This window comes from Bacillus sp. LK2, from assembly GCF_001043575.1.
Taxonomy (GTDB): domain Bacteria; phylum Bacillota; class Bacilli; order Bacillales; family Bacillaceae_G; genus Bacillus_A; species Bacillus_A paramycoides.
The window spans coordinates 157,273-171,624 of sequence record NZ_LDUK01000019.1 but is presented as its reverse complement, the minus strand read 5'-3'; the positions used below and the strand labels follow the sequence as shown (position 1 = coordinate 171,624).

Below are 14,352 nucleotides of genomic sequence, written 5' to 3'. Positions count from 1 at the left end.
AGGTTCAAATCCTGTCTTCCCGATTTTCCAAAAACATGGGGCCTTAGCTCAGCTGGGAGAGCGCCTGCCTTGCACGCAGGAGGTCAGCGGTTCGATCCCGCTAGGCTCCACTTTATTTTTTATATGTCGGAGGTATACCCAAGTTCGGCTGAAGGGATCGGTCTTGAAAACCGACAGGCGGCGAGAGTCGCGCGGGGGTTCGAATCCCTCTACCTCCTCCATTTTTTCAAAAAGTGGTTTAGTTACATATAAAAATGAATAAGATATTAATGTTTCCTTCATGGAGGTATACCCAAGTTCGGCTGAAGGGATCGGTCTTGAAAACCGACAGGCGGCGAGAGTCGCGCGGGGGTTCGAATCCCTCTACCTCCTCCATTTATTTTAAAAAACATAATATCGTCGCGGGGTGGAGCAGTACGGTAGCTCGTCGGGCTCATAACCCGAAGGTCGCAGGTTCAAATCCTGTCCCCGCAACCAATGGTCCCGTGGTGTAGTGGTTAACATGCCTGCCTGTCACGCAGGAGATCGCCGGTTCGACCCCGGTCGGGACCGCCATTTTATGTTGGCTCGGTAGCTCAGTCGGTAGAGCAGAGGACTGAAAATCCTCGTGTCGGCGGTTCGATTCCGTCCCGAGCCACCATTTTTTTTTGCCGGCTTAGCTCAATTGGTAGAGCAACTGACTTGTAATCAGTAGGTTGGGGGTTCAAGTCCTCTAGCCGGCATCATTTAGGGGCATAGTTTAAAGGTAGAACTGAGGTCTCCAAAACCTCCAGTGTGGGTTCGATTCCTACTGCCCCTGTAAAGTATATGGGCCTATAGCTCAGCTGGTTAGAGCGCACGCCTGATAAGCGTGAGGTCGATGGTTCGAGTCCATTTAGGCCCACCATATATTTATTCCGCAGTAGCTCAGTGGTAGAGCTATCGGCTGTTAACCGATCGGTCGTAGGTTCGAGTCCTACCTGCGGAGCCATGGCCCGTTGGTCAAGTGGTTAAGACACCGCCCTTTCACGGCGGTAACACGGGTTCGAATCCCGTACGGGTCATAAAAAAAGAGTCAGCAATTTGCTGACTCTTTTTTAGTATGTCTATATCTTCAACCTCTTTTTATTGTGCTGTCTTCCTGAAATAAATAAAGGAATTTAGGAAAAGCTATAGTATGTATTAAAAGGAGGAGATAGAATAATGACAAAGGTTCGAGAACTTATGAGTACAAATATTGTACAGTGTACACCACTAGATAATGTATATGAGGCTGCTGTAAAAATGAAGGATGAAGCAATTGGTATGATTCCAGTTGTTGAGAATGAACAAGTTATTGGTCTTGTGACGGACCGGGATTTAGTTGTTCGTGGAATTGCTGAAAAACATCCAGGATCTAATAAGATTACAGATGTAATGACGACAAATATCGTTTCAATTTCTCCTGATGATTCTATTGAGAGAGCTACAGAATTGATGGCACAGCATCAAATTAGAAGGCTGCCAGTAGTTGAAGGCGGTCAATTCGTTGGTATGTTAGCCTTGGGAGATTTAGCTATAAGAGAAGTAGCAGATGACCAAGCTGGTTTTGCTTTAAGTGAAATATCAGAGCATACAAAATAATTTATCCCGCTATTTGCGGGCGACAAGATTCTCACCTCACAACTTAGTGAAAGCGAAGGGAGCAGGTGGGAGTCTCGTTGCCTGGAACGCCCCACTGAGTATAGCTTCAATGTATACACAAAAAAACATATACATCATTTTAACTTTATATGGATAAAGGTGATGTGTTAACATGATAGAGCTGAAAGATTATATACTAGCTATGCATGATTAATATTTTTCGATAGTTTTTTAAAATTTGTGATTCATAATTTTTAATGAGATAAAAAGTGATATACTAATAGATATAAGCAATATGAGAGATTTTGAATATAACAATATTAATTTCTTTTGATGAGATAAGAAATTAATATTTCCTATGTAGATAAAAAGGGAAGGGGAATTATATGAGGGCTGTACAGGGCGATCCGAATTGGAATTTGGTTACAGATACATACGTAGAACCAAGGAATTTCGCTGAGTTATTTTCTTTGCTTGTACCGAATCATCCGAAAGGTGAAGGGAAAGAGCGAACTATTTTAGTATGGAAAGAAAAAGAATTTTATAAAGAAGAAAATTTAGCGGCTTTCATCGTATATGGAATGAATAAAGCGAAAGATTTACCGCAGTTTCATAAAGATGAAATTCCCACTTTAGTACGTATTCTTCGTTTATGCCAAGAGATTGGTTGGTATAAAGAAGCATATACATTTATGATTAATCAAGGGTTAGACGAATTTGTCCAAACTTCATTGGAATATGAGACATGGGATCTTTTGACGCAAGCGGTTGCTCTAAACTATTTAGTCATTAAATATCGTATTGGTGAATTGGATAATGGAGATGTAGGGATTTGGGAGAGAGTTAAATTTAGTGAGAAATGTATAATGCAGTGTAGACATTTATTATCTCATAAGGAAGTATTGGAGTTTACGTTTTTTTATATGTGTAAGCAAGCTAAGACTCTATCAAAAGAACAGCTAAATAGTGATATGATGGGTCTAGCAATATATTGTAATACTTTTGTGTATGATTTATATACAAATGATTTATTGCGCAAGTATCGTAAATGCACAGATTTCCTATCATATTATGGGCCTAGCCAAGCTGTTATAGCTTGTCAAAAAGCTGTACTGTCTCAAATTTCTGATCGATTAGATCCACTAAAGACAACGCACGTAGACGATTATTTGTATGTGATGAAAGAAATGATGGAACATATGACGATAGGGTTAATGGATCGATACAATCATTTTATTGGAAAGTTACTTTCTTATGTACCATTTTTCGAAATGATTCAAGTTCCGCAGCATGCATATTATTGTGAAGAATTACTGTATATTTGTAAGGGCATTGAATATAAAGAAGAAATACTACGCAATTATATATTTATACAATTACATGATTGTTTGCCATCATTCTTTAAACTATTTCTTAAAAATAAACGTTATGCAACGATTCATGATATTCTTTTCTATTGGTGTGATGATGAACAAAGAATGAGCTTAGAGAAAAAATATAATCTTAGTTTTATTTATGAAAAATATGCTTGTGGATAAAGAAGATTTTACATATCAAAAATTAATATAAATTAAAAAGGATCCCAACTTTTATGTGAGATCCTTTTTTGTTAGTAAAACAAGGAGAAAGTAATTAAGACAAGAAATAACATTCCATAAAGAAGAAATTGAGCAGTATAACTTCCTTGTATACCAAAAAAAGTATTCATTTTTTCATATAAATTCAATATATACTTCATTGGGTCATCTTTGAAAGATTGGTACACAGTGTCTCCTCTTTCTAAGCTTCTTGTTCGTGTTTTTGGTTATTAGGAGCATTAACGTATCTAGCTATGAATAATAAAACAGCCATAAAGAATACAGGAAATGCGGTAGATAAATAAAAACCATTACTAATTATATTTGTTATAAGAGCGCTCAAAAGAAAAATTGCATTATAAATATGGGCAATTTTTTGTTTCAGTTGAACTTGGAATGATTCCATCATAATTTCTAAAGCAACAAAAGCAATGATAATAGATAAAAATACAGTGTTCGTATTATAAATGATTAAACAACAGATTAAACCTAAAAAAGCCAGGTATTCAATAAAGAGAGGTATATTGCGTGGCATACAATTTACCTAACTAAATATGGCAGTGGGTTCACTGCATTTGTTTTTTCAAAATTCCATTCCCCATTATGTAATTCAAAATGGAGATGTTGTCCGTATGAATGTCCTGTATTTCCCATATGACCTAGTAATTGTCCGGTTTGTACTTGATCACCAGCTTGTACAGTACGATCTTTCATGTGAGCATAAACTGTTGTATATAATTTCTCATTTATTTGATGGGCGATGAACACGACATTGCCGTAGCTAGCCGAATAATAAGATTTCACAACTTTACCTGCAGCAGCAGCTTGAATAGAGACGTTGCCTTGTGCTGCAATATCTATACCATAATGCATTTGTTCCCAGCGCATATCAAATGTTGAGCTGATTTTCCCTTGGGTAGGGAATTTGAAAACTGCTGGAATTGATGAAGGTGAAGCGGTTGTTTTAGCTTGCGCTTGATTTTGCACTACATATTGTTTTGCCACATATCCGTATCCTGTGCCAAAACGAATTTTATACCAAGTTCCTACTGTTTCTACTACCTGTATTTGTGTACCATTTTGCAGAGAACCGATTGCTGCACTATTTGTGCTAGCAGAGCTACGCACATTTAATTTTGGTGTTGCAACAGTATAAGAAGGAGAACCTTGTACAGTTATACCTTTTACTAGAGGTGTGGATCCATTAGATACAAAGGTTTTTTGTACGTAACCAATTTGGCCGTTATGTAATATTTTGTACCAATCTCCTTGTTCACCTTGAATTGTAATGAATTGACCATTTGGCAATATATCTAGAATAGAAGACTCTGTATTAGGTTCAGAACGAACGTTTAATGCGTTTGCGTTTACGATATATTGATACTTTTGTTGAACATTTTTTTTGAATAGAATGGCATCTTTTTTCATATAGCCTGTTTTGTTGTTAACGGATACTTTATACCAATCTTGAGCTGTCTCAAGAATAGTAACTGGGCTATTAAATCGAATGTTATCAATTATTGCACTGTCTGCATGGCTATTTTGATGCAGTGCAACGTTGTCAATTTTTACATACCCCGTTTTTGCTTTAGATGATTGCTTAGCAGCAGCTGTTTGTATATCGGATTCTCCCATAGAAGGAAGTAACGAAGCAATTGCGATAGTAGTTGCTGTTAAAGCTGTAGCTTTCATATTCATGTAATAAAGACCTCCTCTAGTTGTATAGTTGTAATTTTATTATAGTATAAAGATACAATATATTGGTCTTATTCACATAAATGTAATATGAAATCAATATAAATAATGTTAGAAGAGAGATTCGTATATAAATATTGTATATATCATTTGTGGAGTTGTATTTATATTTGTTTAACATGTTGAGATTTAATGCGCAATTAAGAAAATTAAAATAGTTGATGATGACTTATGACAATGTTATACTGACAGTGATAATTTTATAGTTTGCTAGGAGAGCTGGTGTTGCCAGCTGAGAGGAGGGCCGTAAGCCTTTGATCCTTTTCATTACCTGATCTAGATTATGCTAGCGTAGGGAAGCAATTCGGACATTAACAATGAGTCCCCGTTTCTTTGCGTATAGAAACGGGGCTTTTTTATTTGAAAATTTCATATTAACACCACTAGGGGTGCTTTTCGTGCTGAGAGAGGAATAATCCTTAACCCTTACAGACCTGATCTAGGTAATACTAGCGAAGGGAAGTGGAACAACGAATAAAATATATTTTTATTTGCTGTGGCCACTTCTTATATAAAGAAGTGGCTTTTTTATTGGGATAAATAGATATATATAGGAAGGGGAATTATAAATGAAATTTTGTGAAAGATTATTTGAGACGGTGCAGCCTGTATGGGAGAAAAGTCATAATCATCCGTTTGTAGTAGGTATGGGGGATGGCACGTTAGAAAAAGATAAATTCCAGTATTATATTATTCAAGATTATTTATATTTGTTGGATTATGCAAAACTATATGCAATTGGTGTTGTAAAGGCAACGAGTCCACAAGTTATGGCGAAATTTGCAGAGCAAATAGATGGTATTTTAAATGGTGAAATGACGATTCATAAACAATATGCAAAAAGACTTGGTATTTCTGCTCAGGAGATGGAATCGGCAAAACCATCTGCTAAAAATTTAGCTTATACAAATTATATGATGTCTGTATCTCAAAATGGCACACTTGCAGAATTAATAGCAGCTTTACTTCCATGCATGTGGAGCTATTGGGAGATTGGAAAGCGTTTAAATGATATTCCTGGAGCAAGAGATCATGAGTTCTTTGGGGAGTGGATTCAAGGATATAGTTCTGAAGAATACGGTAATCTTTGTATTTGGTTAATAGATTTATTAAATGAAATGACAGTTGGGAAGTCAGAGAAAGAGCTAGATCGATTAGAGGAGATTTTCTTATATTCCAGCCGATTTGAATATTTATTCTGGGATATGGCTTATCGTAAGGAGATGTGGGGTTTTGAGGAGCAAGAACATACTACAGTTTCGTAATGTTTCCTTTCATTATGATGAAAAACCAATCATAGAGGGACTAAATGCCAATATACAAGAAAAAGAGTTTGTGAGCATTATTGGACCAAGTGGCTGTGGGAAAAGTACTTTATTTCGCCTTATTACAGGTTTAGAAGAGGCGAGCAGCGGACAAATAGAGCTTATGGAAACAAAGAGTCATCCTGTAGGGTATATGCCTCAAAAAGATATGCTTTTGCCATGGAGAACAGTTATTGAGAATGCTGCTTTACCGTTAGAGTGCCAGGGTGTGCAGAAGAAAGAAGCACAGGTAAAGGCAAAGGAACTGTTACATAAATTTGGTTTACAAGGGTACGAGAAAAAATATCCGAAAGATTTATCTGGTGGTATGAGACAGCGCGTATCTTTTATCCGAACTTTATTAACAGGCGGAGAGATATTATTGCTAGATGAACCGTTTAGCGCGTTGGATGCTTTAACGAAGGCATCTTTGCAGGAATGGTTGTTTGAACAATGGAAAGAGTGGGAAAAAACAATTTTATTTATTACACATGACGTTGAAGAAGCCCTTTTTCTTTCTAATCGTATTTTTGTTGTAGAGCAGCAGCCGATAGCTACTTTAACTGAGCGAATTGTGCCGCTTAATCGTAACAGAACAAGAAAAGATTTACATAAGCCTGAAGTGTTAGCGCTTAAAGATGAGCTTCTTAGTATGTTACAAAGGCAGGTACTTGTATGATGAATCGTTTGAAGGAGCTATTACCTGCCCTCACATTAAGTGGAATTTTACTTATTGCTTGGGAAGTAGGAGCAAGAATTGTAGATGAGATGTACATTTTGCCGTCACCTTCTGCAATTGTAATGAAGATATGGGCGCTGAAAGATATATTATTTACGGTTCATTTACCTGCAACGTTGTATGTCGTTTTAATAGGTGTTGTTATTTCTATCGTCTTGGGCGTAGGGCTAGCAATGTTAATGAACGCGAGTACGTGGATGGAAAGAGCATTTTATCCATTATTAGTTGCCTCGCAAACAATTCCGATAACAGCGCTTGCGCCGCTATTTGTCTTATGGTTCGGATATACCATTTGGAGTAAGGTTGTTGTCACAGTTTTAATTACATTTTTCCCAATTGCGGTCAATACGTATGATGGACTTCGTAGTACGAAAAGAGAATGGGAAGAGCTTTTAGTTACGTATGGTGCAACGAAAAAAGATGTTTTTCTAAAGCTAAAGTTGCCATCTGCTCTTCCTTACTTTTTCTCAGCGTTAAAAATTGCGGTACCACTTAGCGTTATTGGGGCAGCGATTGGAGAATGGCTCGGTGCGCAAGCTGGGCTTGGATATTTCAGTAAAAGAATGATGACGCAGTTAGACGGAGCGGGGGTATTTGCACCAATTGTATTGTTATCATTATTAGCTATTTTCTTCGTCATACTTGTTTCGATATTAGAAAGGAAATTCATTAGTTGGAGGAAACATTCATGAAATTATTAAAACGCATCTTTGTGTTTACATTATTAGTTGCAATGATTGCAGGATGTTCTAGTAATTCAGCATCAGATAAGAATAAAACAGAAAAGGAAATAACAGTAATGCTGGATTGGTATCCGAATGCGGTACATAGCTTTATTTATGCCGCAATTGAAAAAGGATACTTTAAAGAAGAAGGAGTAAAGGTGAATATTAAATTCCCCTCTAATCCGACTGATCCATTAACATTAGCAGCAGCTGGAAAAGTGACAGTTGGTTTGTATTATCAGCCAGATGTTGTGATTGCAAGAGCAAATGAAAACATTCCAGTGAAATCAATTGGAGCTGTCGTACGTTCGCCGTTAAATCATGTTGTATCGCTGAAATCAGCAGGTATTCAGTCACCTAAAGACTTAGAAGGAAAAACAGTTGGATATTCTGGAACACCTTTAAGTGAAATGTATTTAAAAACGATGGTAAAAGAAGATGGTGGTAATCCAGATACAGTGAAAGTAGTCGATGTTGGATTCGATTTAGTACCAGCATTAATTACGAAAAAAGTAGATGCTGTAACAGGGGCATACATTAACCATGAAGTTCCTGTTATGCGTCATGAAGGTCATGAACCAGCTTACTTTAATCCAGCTGACTACGGGGTGCCGAATTATCATGAGCTTGTATTTGTAACAGGTGATAAAACTTTGAAAAAGGATAAGGAAGCGTTGCAAGCCTTTTTACGTGGGGCGAAAAAAGGCTATGATTTCATGAAGAAAAATCCGGATGAAGCACTAAATATTTTATTGAATCATCAAGAAAAAGAAAACTTCCCACTTGTACCAGAAGTTGAAAAAGAAAGTATGAAAATTTTATTAGAGAAGATGGAAACGAAAGATGAGCCATTCTTATCAGATTCAAAAGAGTCATGGGAGCAGCAAAATAAATGGCTGAAAGAAAAAGGGATGACGAAAGAGGTTGTTCCAGCCGATGAACTATTCGAAAACAATTTAAAGTAGGCGAATGCATATGAAAAATGAGCTCCATGTAATCTCAAATGGTCAAATGCCATTCGAAGAGGTAGTGAATGTAGGGATACAAATTGAGAGTGAGATTGATTATTTGCATATTCGTGAGCGTGAGAAAAGTACGAAGGAATTGTATTACGGTGTGGAAAGCCTTTTGGAGAAAGGCTTTCCAGCATCCAAAATAGTGATAAATGATCGAATTGATATTGCTATTCTATTAAATATTCCACGTGTTCAGCTAGGATATCGAAGCGCAGATGTAAGGTCAGTGAAAGAAAAGTTTTCTTATTTGCATGTTGGTTATTCAGTACATTCTTTAGATGAAGCGATAGTGGCATTTAAAAATGGAGCGGATTCGCTCGTTTACGGTCATGTATTTCCAACGGCTTGTAAAAAGGGTGTGCCAGCAAGAGGATTAGAAGAAATTGCTCATATGGCAAGGTGTTTATCAATACCAATCACTGCAATTGGTGGAATCACTCCTGAAAATACAAGTGATGTTCTTGCAAATGGTGTAAGTGGCATTGCTGTTATGTCTGGGATTATAAGCAGTAGTAATCCGTACAGCAAGGCGAAATCTTATAAGGAATCAATAAGAAAGTGGGCGGAAAAGCATGTGTAAGAAGTATGATGTAGCGATTATTGGCGGAGGTGTAATTGGTAGTTCAGTTGCACACTTCCTAGCAGAAAGAGGATATAAAGTAGCGATTGTAGAGAAGCAAAGAATTGCATCTGAAGCTTCGAAAGCAGCTGCTGGTTTGCTCGGTGTTCAGGCAGAATGGGATGAATATGATCCGTTGTTTGAGCTTGCTAGAGAAAGCCGTGCTATATTTCCACAACTTGCAGAAGTTTTACGTGAAAAAACAGGCATCGATATTGGGTATGAAGAAAAGGGCATTTATCGCATTGCCCAAAATGAAGATGAGAAGGAAAGAATTCTTCATATTATGGATTGGCAACAGAAAACAGGCGAGGATTCCTACTTTCTAACAGGGAAGCATTTGCGGGAAAAAGAACCATTTCTTTCCGAGTCAATTATAGGGGCGGTATATTACCCAAAAGACGGTCATGTTATTGCACCAGAGCTTACGAAAGCATTCGCACATTCCGCGGCATTTTCTGGAGCTGATATATATGAACAGACAGAAGTGTTTGATATTCAAATTGAAAACAATACGGTGACTGGAATTGTTACAAGCGAAGGTGTAATCATATGTGAAAAAGTCGTTATCGCTGGAGGTTCATGGAGTACGAAATTACTACATTATTTCCATAGTGATTGGGGTACATATCCAGTTAAAGGAGAAGTTGTTGCAGTAAGAAGCAGGAAACCTCTCTTGAAAGCTCCTATTTTCCAAGAGCGGTTTTATATTACGCCAAAGCGCGGTGGCCGTTATGTAATTGGGGCAACGATGAATCCTCATACGTTTAATAAAGCTGTGCAGCCAGAAAGCATAACTTCTATATTAGAGCGTGCTTACACGATATTACCTGCTTTAAAAGAAGCTGAGTGGGAAAGTACGTGGGCTGGGTTAAGACCGCAGTCTAATCATGGAGCTCCTTATATGGGAGAGCATGAAGAAATAAAAGGTTTATATGCTTGTACTGGGCATTATCGAAACGGTATTTTATTAAGTCCTGTTTCCGGTCAGTATATGGCTGATTTAATAGAAGGAAAGCGAGAAAATCATTTGCTAGGTTCATTGCTTTCTAAATCGGTTTAGAAAGGGGATGGAAGTTTGAATTTAAAAATTAATGGTAAGCAAATTGAAATACCAGCGAGTGTAAAAACAGTAGCTGAGCTACTTACACATTTAGAATTAGATAAAAGAATCGTTGTAGTAGAGCGTAATAAAGATATTTTACAAAAAGATGATCATAAGGATACATCTGTTTTTGATGGAGACCAAATTGAGATTGTAACTTTCGTAGGAGGCGGTTGATTATGTTAAACATTGGACCATTTTCATTTCATTCTAGACTTTTATTAGGAACAGGGAAATTCTCTGATTTTGATGTGCAGCAAAAGGCAATTGACGTTTCTGAAGCTGAAATTTTAACATTCGCAGTACGTCGTATGGATATATTTGATGCGAAGCAACCTAATTTATTAGAGAAACTTGATGTGAAAAAATATACGTTACTACCAAATACAGCGGGAGCAAAAAATGCTGAAGAAGCTGTTCGGATTGCAAAATTAGCAAAAGCTTCTGGGCTTTGTGACATGGTAAAAGTAGAAGTTATTGGTGATGATAAAACGTTATTACCGGATCCAGTAGAAACATTGAAAGCATCTGAAATGTTACTGGAAGAAGGGTTTATCGTTCTTCCATATACATCTGATGATGTTGTATTAGCACGTAAATTACAAGAACTTGGCGTACACGCGATTATGCCGGGAGCATCACCAATTGGATCAGGACTTGGTATTGTAAATCCATTAAATTTAAGTTTCATTATTGAACAAGCGACAGTACCAGTTATCGTTGACGCTGGTATTGGTAGCCCAGCTGATGCGGCATTTGCAATGGAATTAGGAGCAGATGGTGTGTTATTAAATACGGCTGTATCAGGTGCGAAAGATCCTATTAAAATGGCACAGGCAATGAAGTTAGGTATTGATGCAGGCCGTTTAGGGTTTGAAGCAGGTCGTATTGCACGCAAACGTTGTGCAACAGCAAGTAGCCCTTTAGAAGGAATGAGCGTAGTTGAATAATCGATATTCTCGCCAAGAACTATTTTCTCCAATTGGGGAAGAAGGGCAACAAAAGATAAGCGAAAAGCACGTCCTCATTATCGGTGCAGGCGCACTAGGTAGTGCAAATGCAGAAATGTTTGTAAGAGCTGGTGTTGGTAAGGTAACAATTGTTGACCGCGATTATGTAGATTGGAGTAATTTACAAAGGCAGCAATTGTATGCAGAGTGTGATGTAGAGAATAATCTTCCGAAGGCTGTAGCAGCAAAAAAACGTCTAGAAGAGATAAATAGTGAAGTAAGAGTAGAAGCTCTCGTTCAAGATGTAACAGCTGAGGAATTAGAAGAACTTATTACAAACGTTAATGTAATTATTGATGCGACTGATAATTTTGAAACACGTTTTATTGTGAATGATATATCGCAAAAGTATTCTATTCCGTGGATTTACGGAGCGTGTGTAGGGAGTTATGGTCTTTCTTACACAATCCTTCCTGGTAAAACGCCATGTTTATCTTGTTTATTACAATCGATTCCGCTTGGCGGAGCGACATGTGATACAGCGGGGATTATATCACCTGCTGTATCTCTCGTCGTTTCTCATCAAGTAACGGAAACCCTTAAATTGTTAGTAGAAGATTATGAATCGCTGCGGGATGGACTTGCGTCATTTGATGTATGGAAGAATGAGTATTCATGTATGAATGTGCAAAAGCTTCGTAAGCATAATTGCCCGTCGTGCGGTGAGAATGCGTTATATCCGTATTTAAATAAGGAAAATACATCGAAAACAGCAGTTTTATGCGGGAGAAATACAGTTCAAATTAGACCGCCGTATAAAGAGGAAATCGATTTTGAGCAATATAAAACACTACTGAATGATCGTGTGAATGAGTTGAATGTGAATCCATATTTATTATCATTTTCTGTTGAAGAAAAGAGATTAGTTGCCTTCAAAGATGGCCGTGTACTTGTACATGGAACGAAAGATATAAGTGAAGCAAAAACGATTTATCATCGCTATTTTGGATAGAAAAGGATGAGTGAGATGGAAGTAAATAAAGCTTTAACGATTGCTGGCTCTGATAGCGGAGGCGGTGCTGGAATTCAAGCAGATTTAAAAACATTCCAAGAGCTTGGTGTGTATGGAATGACAGCTATTACGGCAATTACTGCTCAAAATACACTTGGCGTTCAAGGGGTATATCCTGTTCCGTTAGAAGGCATTACGGAACAATTGGATTCAATCGGTACGGATTTAACACCGGATGCTGTGAAACTAGGAATGTTATTTAGTAGTGAAATTATTCAAATTGTTGCAGAACATATTAAAAAATTTGGTTGGAATAATATTGTGCTAGATCCTGTTATGATTGCAAAGGGTGGAGCATCATTATTACAGCAAGAAGCAGTACAGGCATTAAAAGAATATTTATTACCACTTGCAACTGTTGTAACACCGAATGTTCCTGAAGCAGAAGTGTTAACTGGGATGGAGATTCAAAATATAGAAGATAGTAAAGAAGCTGCGAAAGTATTGCATGAATTAGGAGCTAAATATGTTCTTATGAAGGGCGGACATGCAGAATACCAAGGTAATGAAGTAATCGATTTACTCTTTGATGGTGAGCAGTTTATCGAATTTAGAAGTGAACGAATTCCTTCGAAGCAAACGCACGGGAGCGGGTGTACATTCGCGTCTGCAGTTACGGCAGGGCTTGCAAAAGGATACTCAATTGAAGAGGCAGTTCAAGAAGCAAAACGATTTATTAGTATAGCGATTGAAGAGCCATTGAATATTGGAAGTGGTCATGGACCAACGAATCATTTTGCTTATAAGTTGAATAAAACAAGAGCATAGAAATAGAAAAGCTAGTTTTATAACTGGCTTTTTTTCTGTTTACTTTTTCCAAATACAGGAGTAATATATCAGCCAGAATACATTTTTTGTAATACGCTGAGTCCAGATTTATGGAGCGGAGGAACCAATTTGTGCGTCGTCACTAGGGGTGAATCTTTCAATTTTGAAAGTAGGGCTACTCTCAAAGCCCGAATCCGACAGCTAACTTCGTAAGCGTCTTGAGAGAGGACGGTGCCATGATGGATACATCACTTCATCGGTCTGATTAGTATAGGAGAATATCAATCTATGTTTAGATTCTTTTATGCTAAGGAGGATGAGGTATATGGAATTAACGCTTATTTGTGTTGGAGAAGAAAATAAAGTAAAGAGTTTAAGAGAGCTAGTAGCATTTCAGCATGAGTTAATTATTTTTACAGCAAATGAAGAGATAGCAGCTGAAGTTAGAAACTATGGATTTGATTCGACTTATAGCTGTAATAAGGAGCAGGATTTTACTAGTATTTGCGAGTGTATTAAGAAGGTGATTTTGCTCGGAGATGAGCTTTCAATAGTTAGTTTCTTCACAGAACGTATTCGTTTTTCTTTTCAAGCGCCTATTACTGTTGTCACAAGGAATAAACGATATCCGGCCAGGCTCTATGAAACAATTGGAGCTAAATTTGTCGTGTTTACAAACTGTGATAACATTTCGTTTTTATTTTTTGAATAGGGCGGGAGGAAGCGAAGATGAAAGTATTACTACTTGGAGATATAGCGAATCGTTGGGCGGTATCGGTAGAGCGAGTTCAAGAATTGGTAGTGCTCGATCCGATTTTTCCGAGGCCATATATAATATTGCCATCGAAAGATGCTTTATATTTAAAAACAGATATTATCGAATATGAGCAGCTACATGCAGAATTGTCACAAGTTTATATTCGCGGGAGAAATTTACGTGCATTTTTACGAGGAGATTAAGCATTGAATAAAAGAGCGAATGCTGAGTGCAACAAGCTATGCACTTTATGTAATTCGCTCTTTTTATTTCATATTTAAAAGATCATTTCTATGAAAAAGAAAGAAAAGACAAGAAAATAGATGAAAGAACATTAATAATGTGTAATGTAAGCGTTTAAAT

The 14,352-nt window shown here is 37.4% G+C and carries 16 protein-coding genes, 11 tRNA genes and 3 riboswitches; of the genes, 25 read left to right on the top strand and 2 right to left on the bottom strand.

All coding sequences use genetic code 11. The features are described 5' to 3' along the window. The first annotated feature begins 37 nt into the window (after positions 1 to 37). From VK90_RS14390 to VK90_RS14330, 13 genes are all read left to right on the top strand, one after another. Positions 38 to 110 (top strand) — tRNA-Ala (locus VK90_RS14390). Between the two features lie 18 nt (positions 111 to 128). After that, a tRNA-Ser gene (locus VK90_RS14385) sits at positions 129 to 221 on the top strand. Positions 222 to 282: 61 nt separating this feature from the next. Beyond that, positions 283 to 375 (top strand) — tRNA-Ser (locus VK90_RS14380). Between the two features lie 25 nt (positions 376 to 400). Further along, positions 401 to 477 (top strand) — tRNA-Met (locus VK90_RS14375). 2 nt (positions 478 to 479) lie between these two features. Further along, a tRNA-Asp gene (locus VK90_RS14370) sits at positions 480 to 555 on the top strand. A gap of 9 nt (positions 556 to 564) precedes the next feature. Next, a tRNA-Phe gene (locus VK90_RS14365) sits at positions 565 to 640 on the top strand. A gap of 9 nt (positions 641 to 649) precedes the next feature. Then, positions 650 to 722, top strand: a tRNA-Thr gene (locus VK90_RS14360). A 6-nt stretch (positions 723 to 728) separates the two neighbouring features. Then, positions 729 to 799, top strand: a tRNA-Trp gene (locus VK90_RS14355). Positions 800 to 809: 10 nt separating this feature from the next. Then, positions 810 to 886: transfer RNA gene (locus tag VK90_RS14350), tRNA-Ile, on the top strand. 9 nt (positions 887 to 895) lie between these two features. Beyond that, a tRNA-Asn gene (locus VK90_RS14345) sits at positions 896 to 970 on the top strand. 1 nt (position 971) lies between these two features. Next, positions 972 to 1,043 (top strand) — tRNA-Glu (locus VK90_RS14340). A gap of 139 nt (positions 1,044 to 1,182) precedes the next feature. Next, positions 1,183 to 1,602, top strand: coding sequence for a CBS domain-containing protein (locus VK90_RS14335; protein ID WP_048373710.1), 420 nt, complete (start codon positions 1,183 to 1,185; stop codon positions 1,600 to 1,602). Positions 1,603 to 1,988: 386 nt separating this feature from the next. Beyond that, on the top strand, positions 1,989 to 3,140 hold the full coding sequence (locus VK90_RS14330) for a DUF3965 domain-containing protein (RefSeq protein ID WP_048373708.1): 1,152 nt from the start codon (positions 1,989 to 1,991) through the stop codon (positions 3,138 to 3,140). 241 nt (positions 3,141 to 3,381) lie between these two features. On the opposite strand, the gene VK90_RS14325 is transcribed toward VK90_RS14330, so the two are convergent. Both VK90_RS14325 and VK90_RS14320 read right to left on the bottom strand, forming a co-directional pair. Further along, positions 3,382 to 3,714: a hypothetical protein gene (locus VK90_RS14325; RefSeq protein WP_048373706.1), complete on the bottom strand. Its 333-nt coding sequence runs from the start codon at positions 3,712 to 3,714 to the stop codon at positions 3,382 to 3,384. 5 nt (positions 3,715 to 3,719) lie between these two features. Then, entirely contained in the window at positions 3,720 to 4,877 is a 1,158-nt protein-coding gene (locus VK90_RS14320) for an SH3 domain-containing protein (protein ID WP_048373705.1), read from the bottom strand. Between the two features lie 259 nt (positions 4,878 to 5,136). Beyond that, positions 5,137 to 5,249: riboswitch (TPP riboswitch) on the top strand. Positions 5,250 to 5,309: 60 nt separating this feature from the next. Then, positions 5,310 to 5,412, top strand: a riboswitch (TPP riboswitch). Between the two features lie 91 nt (positions 5,413 to 5,503). Here VK90_RS14320 and tenA point away from each other — a divergent pair. The 12 genes from tenA (at position 5,504) to VK90_RS14260 (ending at position 14,192) form a co-directional block, all read left to right on the top strand. Next, positions 5,504 to 6,199, top strand: a complete 696-nt coding sequence (gene tenA / locus VK90_RS14315) for a thiaminase II (protein ID WP_048373703.1) — start codon at positions 5,504 to 5,506, stop codon at positions 6,197 to 6,199. After that, positions 6,168 to 6,917 (top strand): ABC transporter ATP-binding protein, encoded by a 750-nt coding sequence (locus VK90_RS14310; protein WP_048373701.1) that lies wholly within the window; start codon positions 6,168 to 6,170, stop codon positions 6,915 to 6,917. Before tenA ends, VK90_RS14310 begins: the two co-directional genes overlap by 32 nt. Further along, on the top strand, positions 6,917 to 7,669 hold the full coding sequence (locus tag VK90_RS14305; protein ID WP_025150194.1) for an ABC transporter permease: 753 nt from the start codon (positions 6,917 to 6,919) through the stop codon (positions 7,667 to 7,669). The genes VK90_RS14310 and VK90_RS14305 overlap by 1 nt, the downstream gene beginning before the upstream one ends. Further along, positions 7,666 to 8,667, top strand: coding sequence for an ABC transporter substrate-binding protein (locus tag VK90_RS14300; RefSeq protein ID WP_048373699.1), 1,002 nt, complete (start codon positions 7,666 to 7,668; stop codon positions 8,665 to 8,667). The genes VK90_RS14305 and VK90_RS14300 overlap by 4 nt, the downstream gene beginning before the upstream one ends. Positions 8,668 to 8,677: 10 nt before the next feature. Further along, positions 8,678 to 9,298, top strand: coding sequence for a thiazole tautomerase TenI (gene tenI / locus VK90_RS14295; RefSeq protein ID WP_048373697.1), 621 nt, complete (start codon positions 8,678 to 8,680; stop codon positions 9,296 to 9,298). Beyond that, on the top strand, positions 9,291 to 10,400 hold the full coding sequence (gene thiO, locus VK90_RS14290) for a glycine oxidase ThiO (protein WP_048373696.1): 1,110 nt from the start codon (positions 9,291 to 9,293) through the stop codon (positions 10,398 to 10,400). Before tenI ends, thiO begins: the two co-directional genes overlap by 8 nt. A gap of 15 nt (positions 10,401 to 10,415) precedes the next feature. Continuing rightward, the gene (gene thiS / locus VK90_RS14285; RefSeq protein ID WP_002170446.1) at positions 10,416 to 10,619 is read left to right on the top strand and encodes a sulfur carrier protein ThiS; all 204 of its coding nucleotides are present in this window, start codon (positions 10,416 to 10,418) and stop codon (positions 10,617 to 10,619) included. Between the two features lie 2 nt (positions 10,620 to 10,621). Beyond that, the gene (gene thiG / locus VK90_RS14280; RefSeq protein WP_048373694.1) at positions 10,622 to 11,392 is read left to right on the top strand and encodes a thiazole synthase; all 771 of its coding nucleotides are present in this window, start codon (positions 10,622 to 10,624) and stop codon (positions 11,390 to 11,392) included. After that, positions 11,385 to 12,404, top strand: coding sequence for a thiazole biosynthesis adenylyltransferase ThiF (locus VK90_RS14275; protein ID WP_048373692.1), 1,020 nt, complete (start codon positions 11,385 to 11,387; stop codon positions 12,402 to 12,404). Before thiG ends, VK90_RS14275 begins: the two co-directional genes overlap by 8 nt. A gap of 6 nt (positions 12,405 to 12,410) precedes the next feature. After that, complete coding sequence (gene thiD, locus VK90_RS14270; RefSeq protein ID WP_048373690.1) at positions 12,411 to 13,232, top strand: bifunctional hydroxymethylpyrimidine kinase/phosphomethylpyrimidine kinase; 822 nt, start codon at positions 12,411 to 12,413, stop codon at positions 13,230 to 13,232. A gap of 84 nt (positions 13,233 to 13,316) precedes the next feature. After that, positions 13,317 to 13,464: riboswitch (cyclic di-AMP (ydaO/yuaA leader) on the top strand. A gap of 93 nt (positions 13,465 to 13,557) precedes the next feature. Continuing rightward, complete coding sequence (locus VK90_RS14265) at positions 13,558 to 13,944, top strand: hypothetical protein (RefSeq protein ID WP_048373688.1); 387 nt, start codon at positions 13,558 to 13,560, stop codon at positions 13,942 to 13,944. A 17-nt stretch (positions 13,945 to 13,961) separates the two neighbouring features. Beyond that, positions 13,962 to 14,192: a hypothetical protein gene (locus VK90_RS14260; protein WP_025150201.1), complete on the top strand. Its 231-nt coding sequence runs from the start codon at positions 13,962 to 13,964 to the stop codon at positions 14,190 to 14,192. Positions 14,193 to 14,352 lie beyond the last annotated feature (160 nt).

Excerpts from the sequence above, each read along its gene's own strand:
- VK90_RS14265 (WP_048373688.1), top strand. The coding sequence starts at position 13,558 with ATGGAATTAACGCTTATTTGTGTTGGAGAAGAAAATAAAGTAAAGAGT.
- thiO (WP_048373696.1), top strand. The coding sequence starts at position 9,291 with ATGTGTAAGAAGTATGATGTAGCGATTATTGGCGGAGGTGTAATTGGT.
- VK90_RS14335 (WP_048373710.1), top strand. The coding sequence starts at position 1,183 with ATGACAAAGGTTCGAGAACTTATGAGTACAAATATTGTACAGTGTACA.
- VK90_RS14320 (WP_048373705.1), bottom strand. The coding sequence starts at position 4,877 with ATGAATATGAAAGCTACAGCTTTAACAGCAACTACTATCGCAATTGCT.
- thiG (WP_048373694.1), top strand. The coding sequence starts at position 10,622 with ATGTTAAACATTGGACCATTTTCATTTCATTCTAGACTTTTATTAGGA.
- thiD (WP_048373690.1), top strand. The coding sequence starts at position 12,411 with ATGAGTGAGATGGAAGTAAATAAAGCTTTAACGATTGCTGGCTCTGAT.
- VK90_RS14325 (WP_048373706.1), bottom strand. The coding sequence starts at position 3,714 with ATGCCACGCAATATACCTCTCTTTATTGAATACCTGGCTTTTTTAGGT.
- VK90_RS14260 (WP_025150201.1), top strand. The coding sequence starts at position 13,962 with ATGAAAGTATTACTACTTGGAGATATAGCGAATCGTTGGGCGGTATCG.
- VK90_RS14305 (WP_025150194.1), top strand. The coding sequence starts at position 6,917 with ATGAATCGTTTGAAGGAGCTATTACCTGCCCTCACATTAAGTGGAATT.
- VK90_RS14330 (WP_048373708.1), top strand. The coding sequence starts at position 1,989 with ATGAGGGCTGTACAGGGCGATCCGAATTGGAATTTGGTTACAGATACA.
- VK90_RS14300 (WP_048373699.1), top strand. The coding sequence starts at position 7,666 with ATGAAATTATTAAAACGCATCTTTGTGTTTACATTATTAGTTGCAATG.
- tenI (WP_048373697.1), top strand. The coding sequence starts at position 8,678 with ATGAAAAATGAGCTCCATGTAATCTCAAATGGTCAAATGCCATTCGAA.
- tenA (WP_048373703.1), top strand. The coding sequence starts at position 5,504 with ATGAAATTTTGTGAAAGATTATTTGAGACGGTGCAGCCTGTATGGGAG.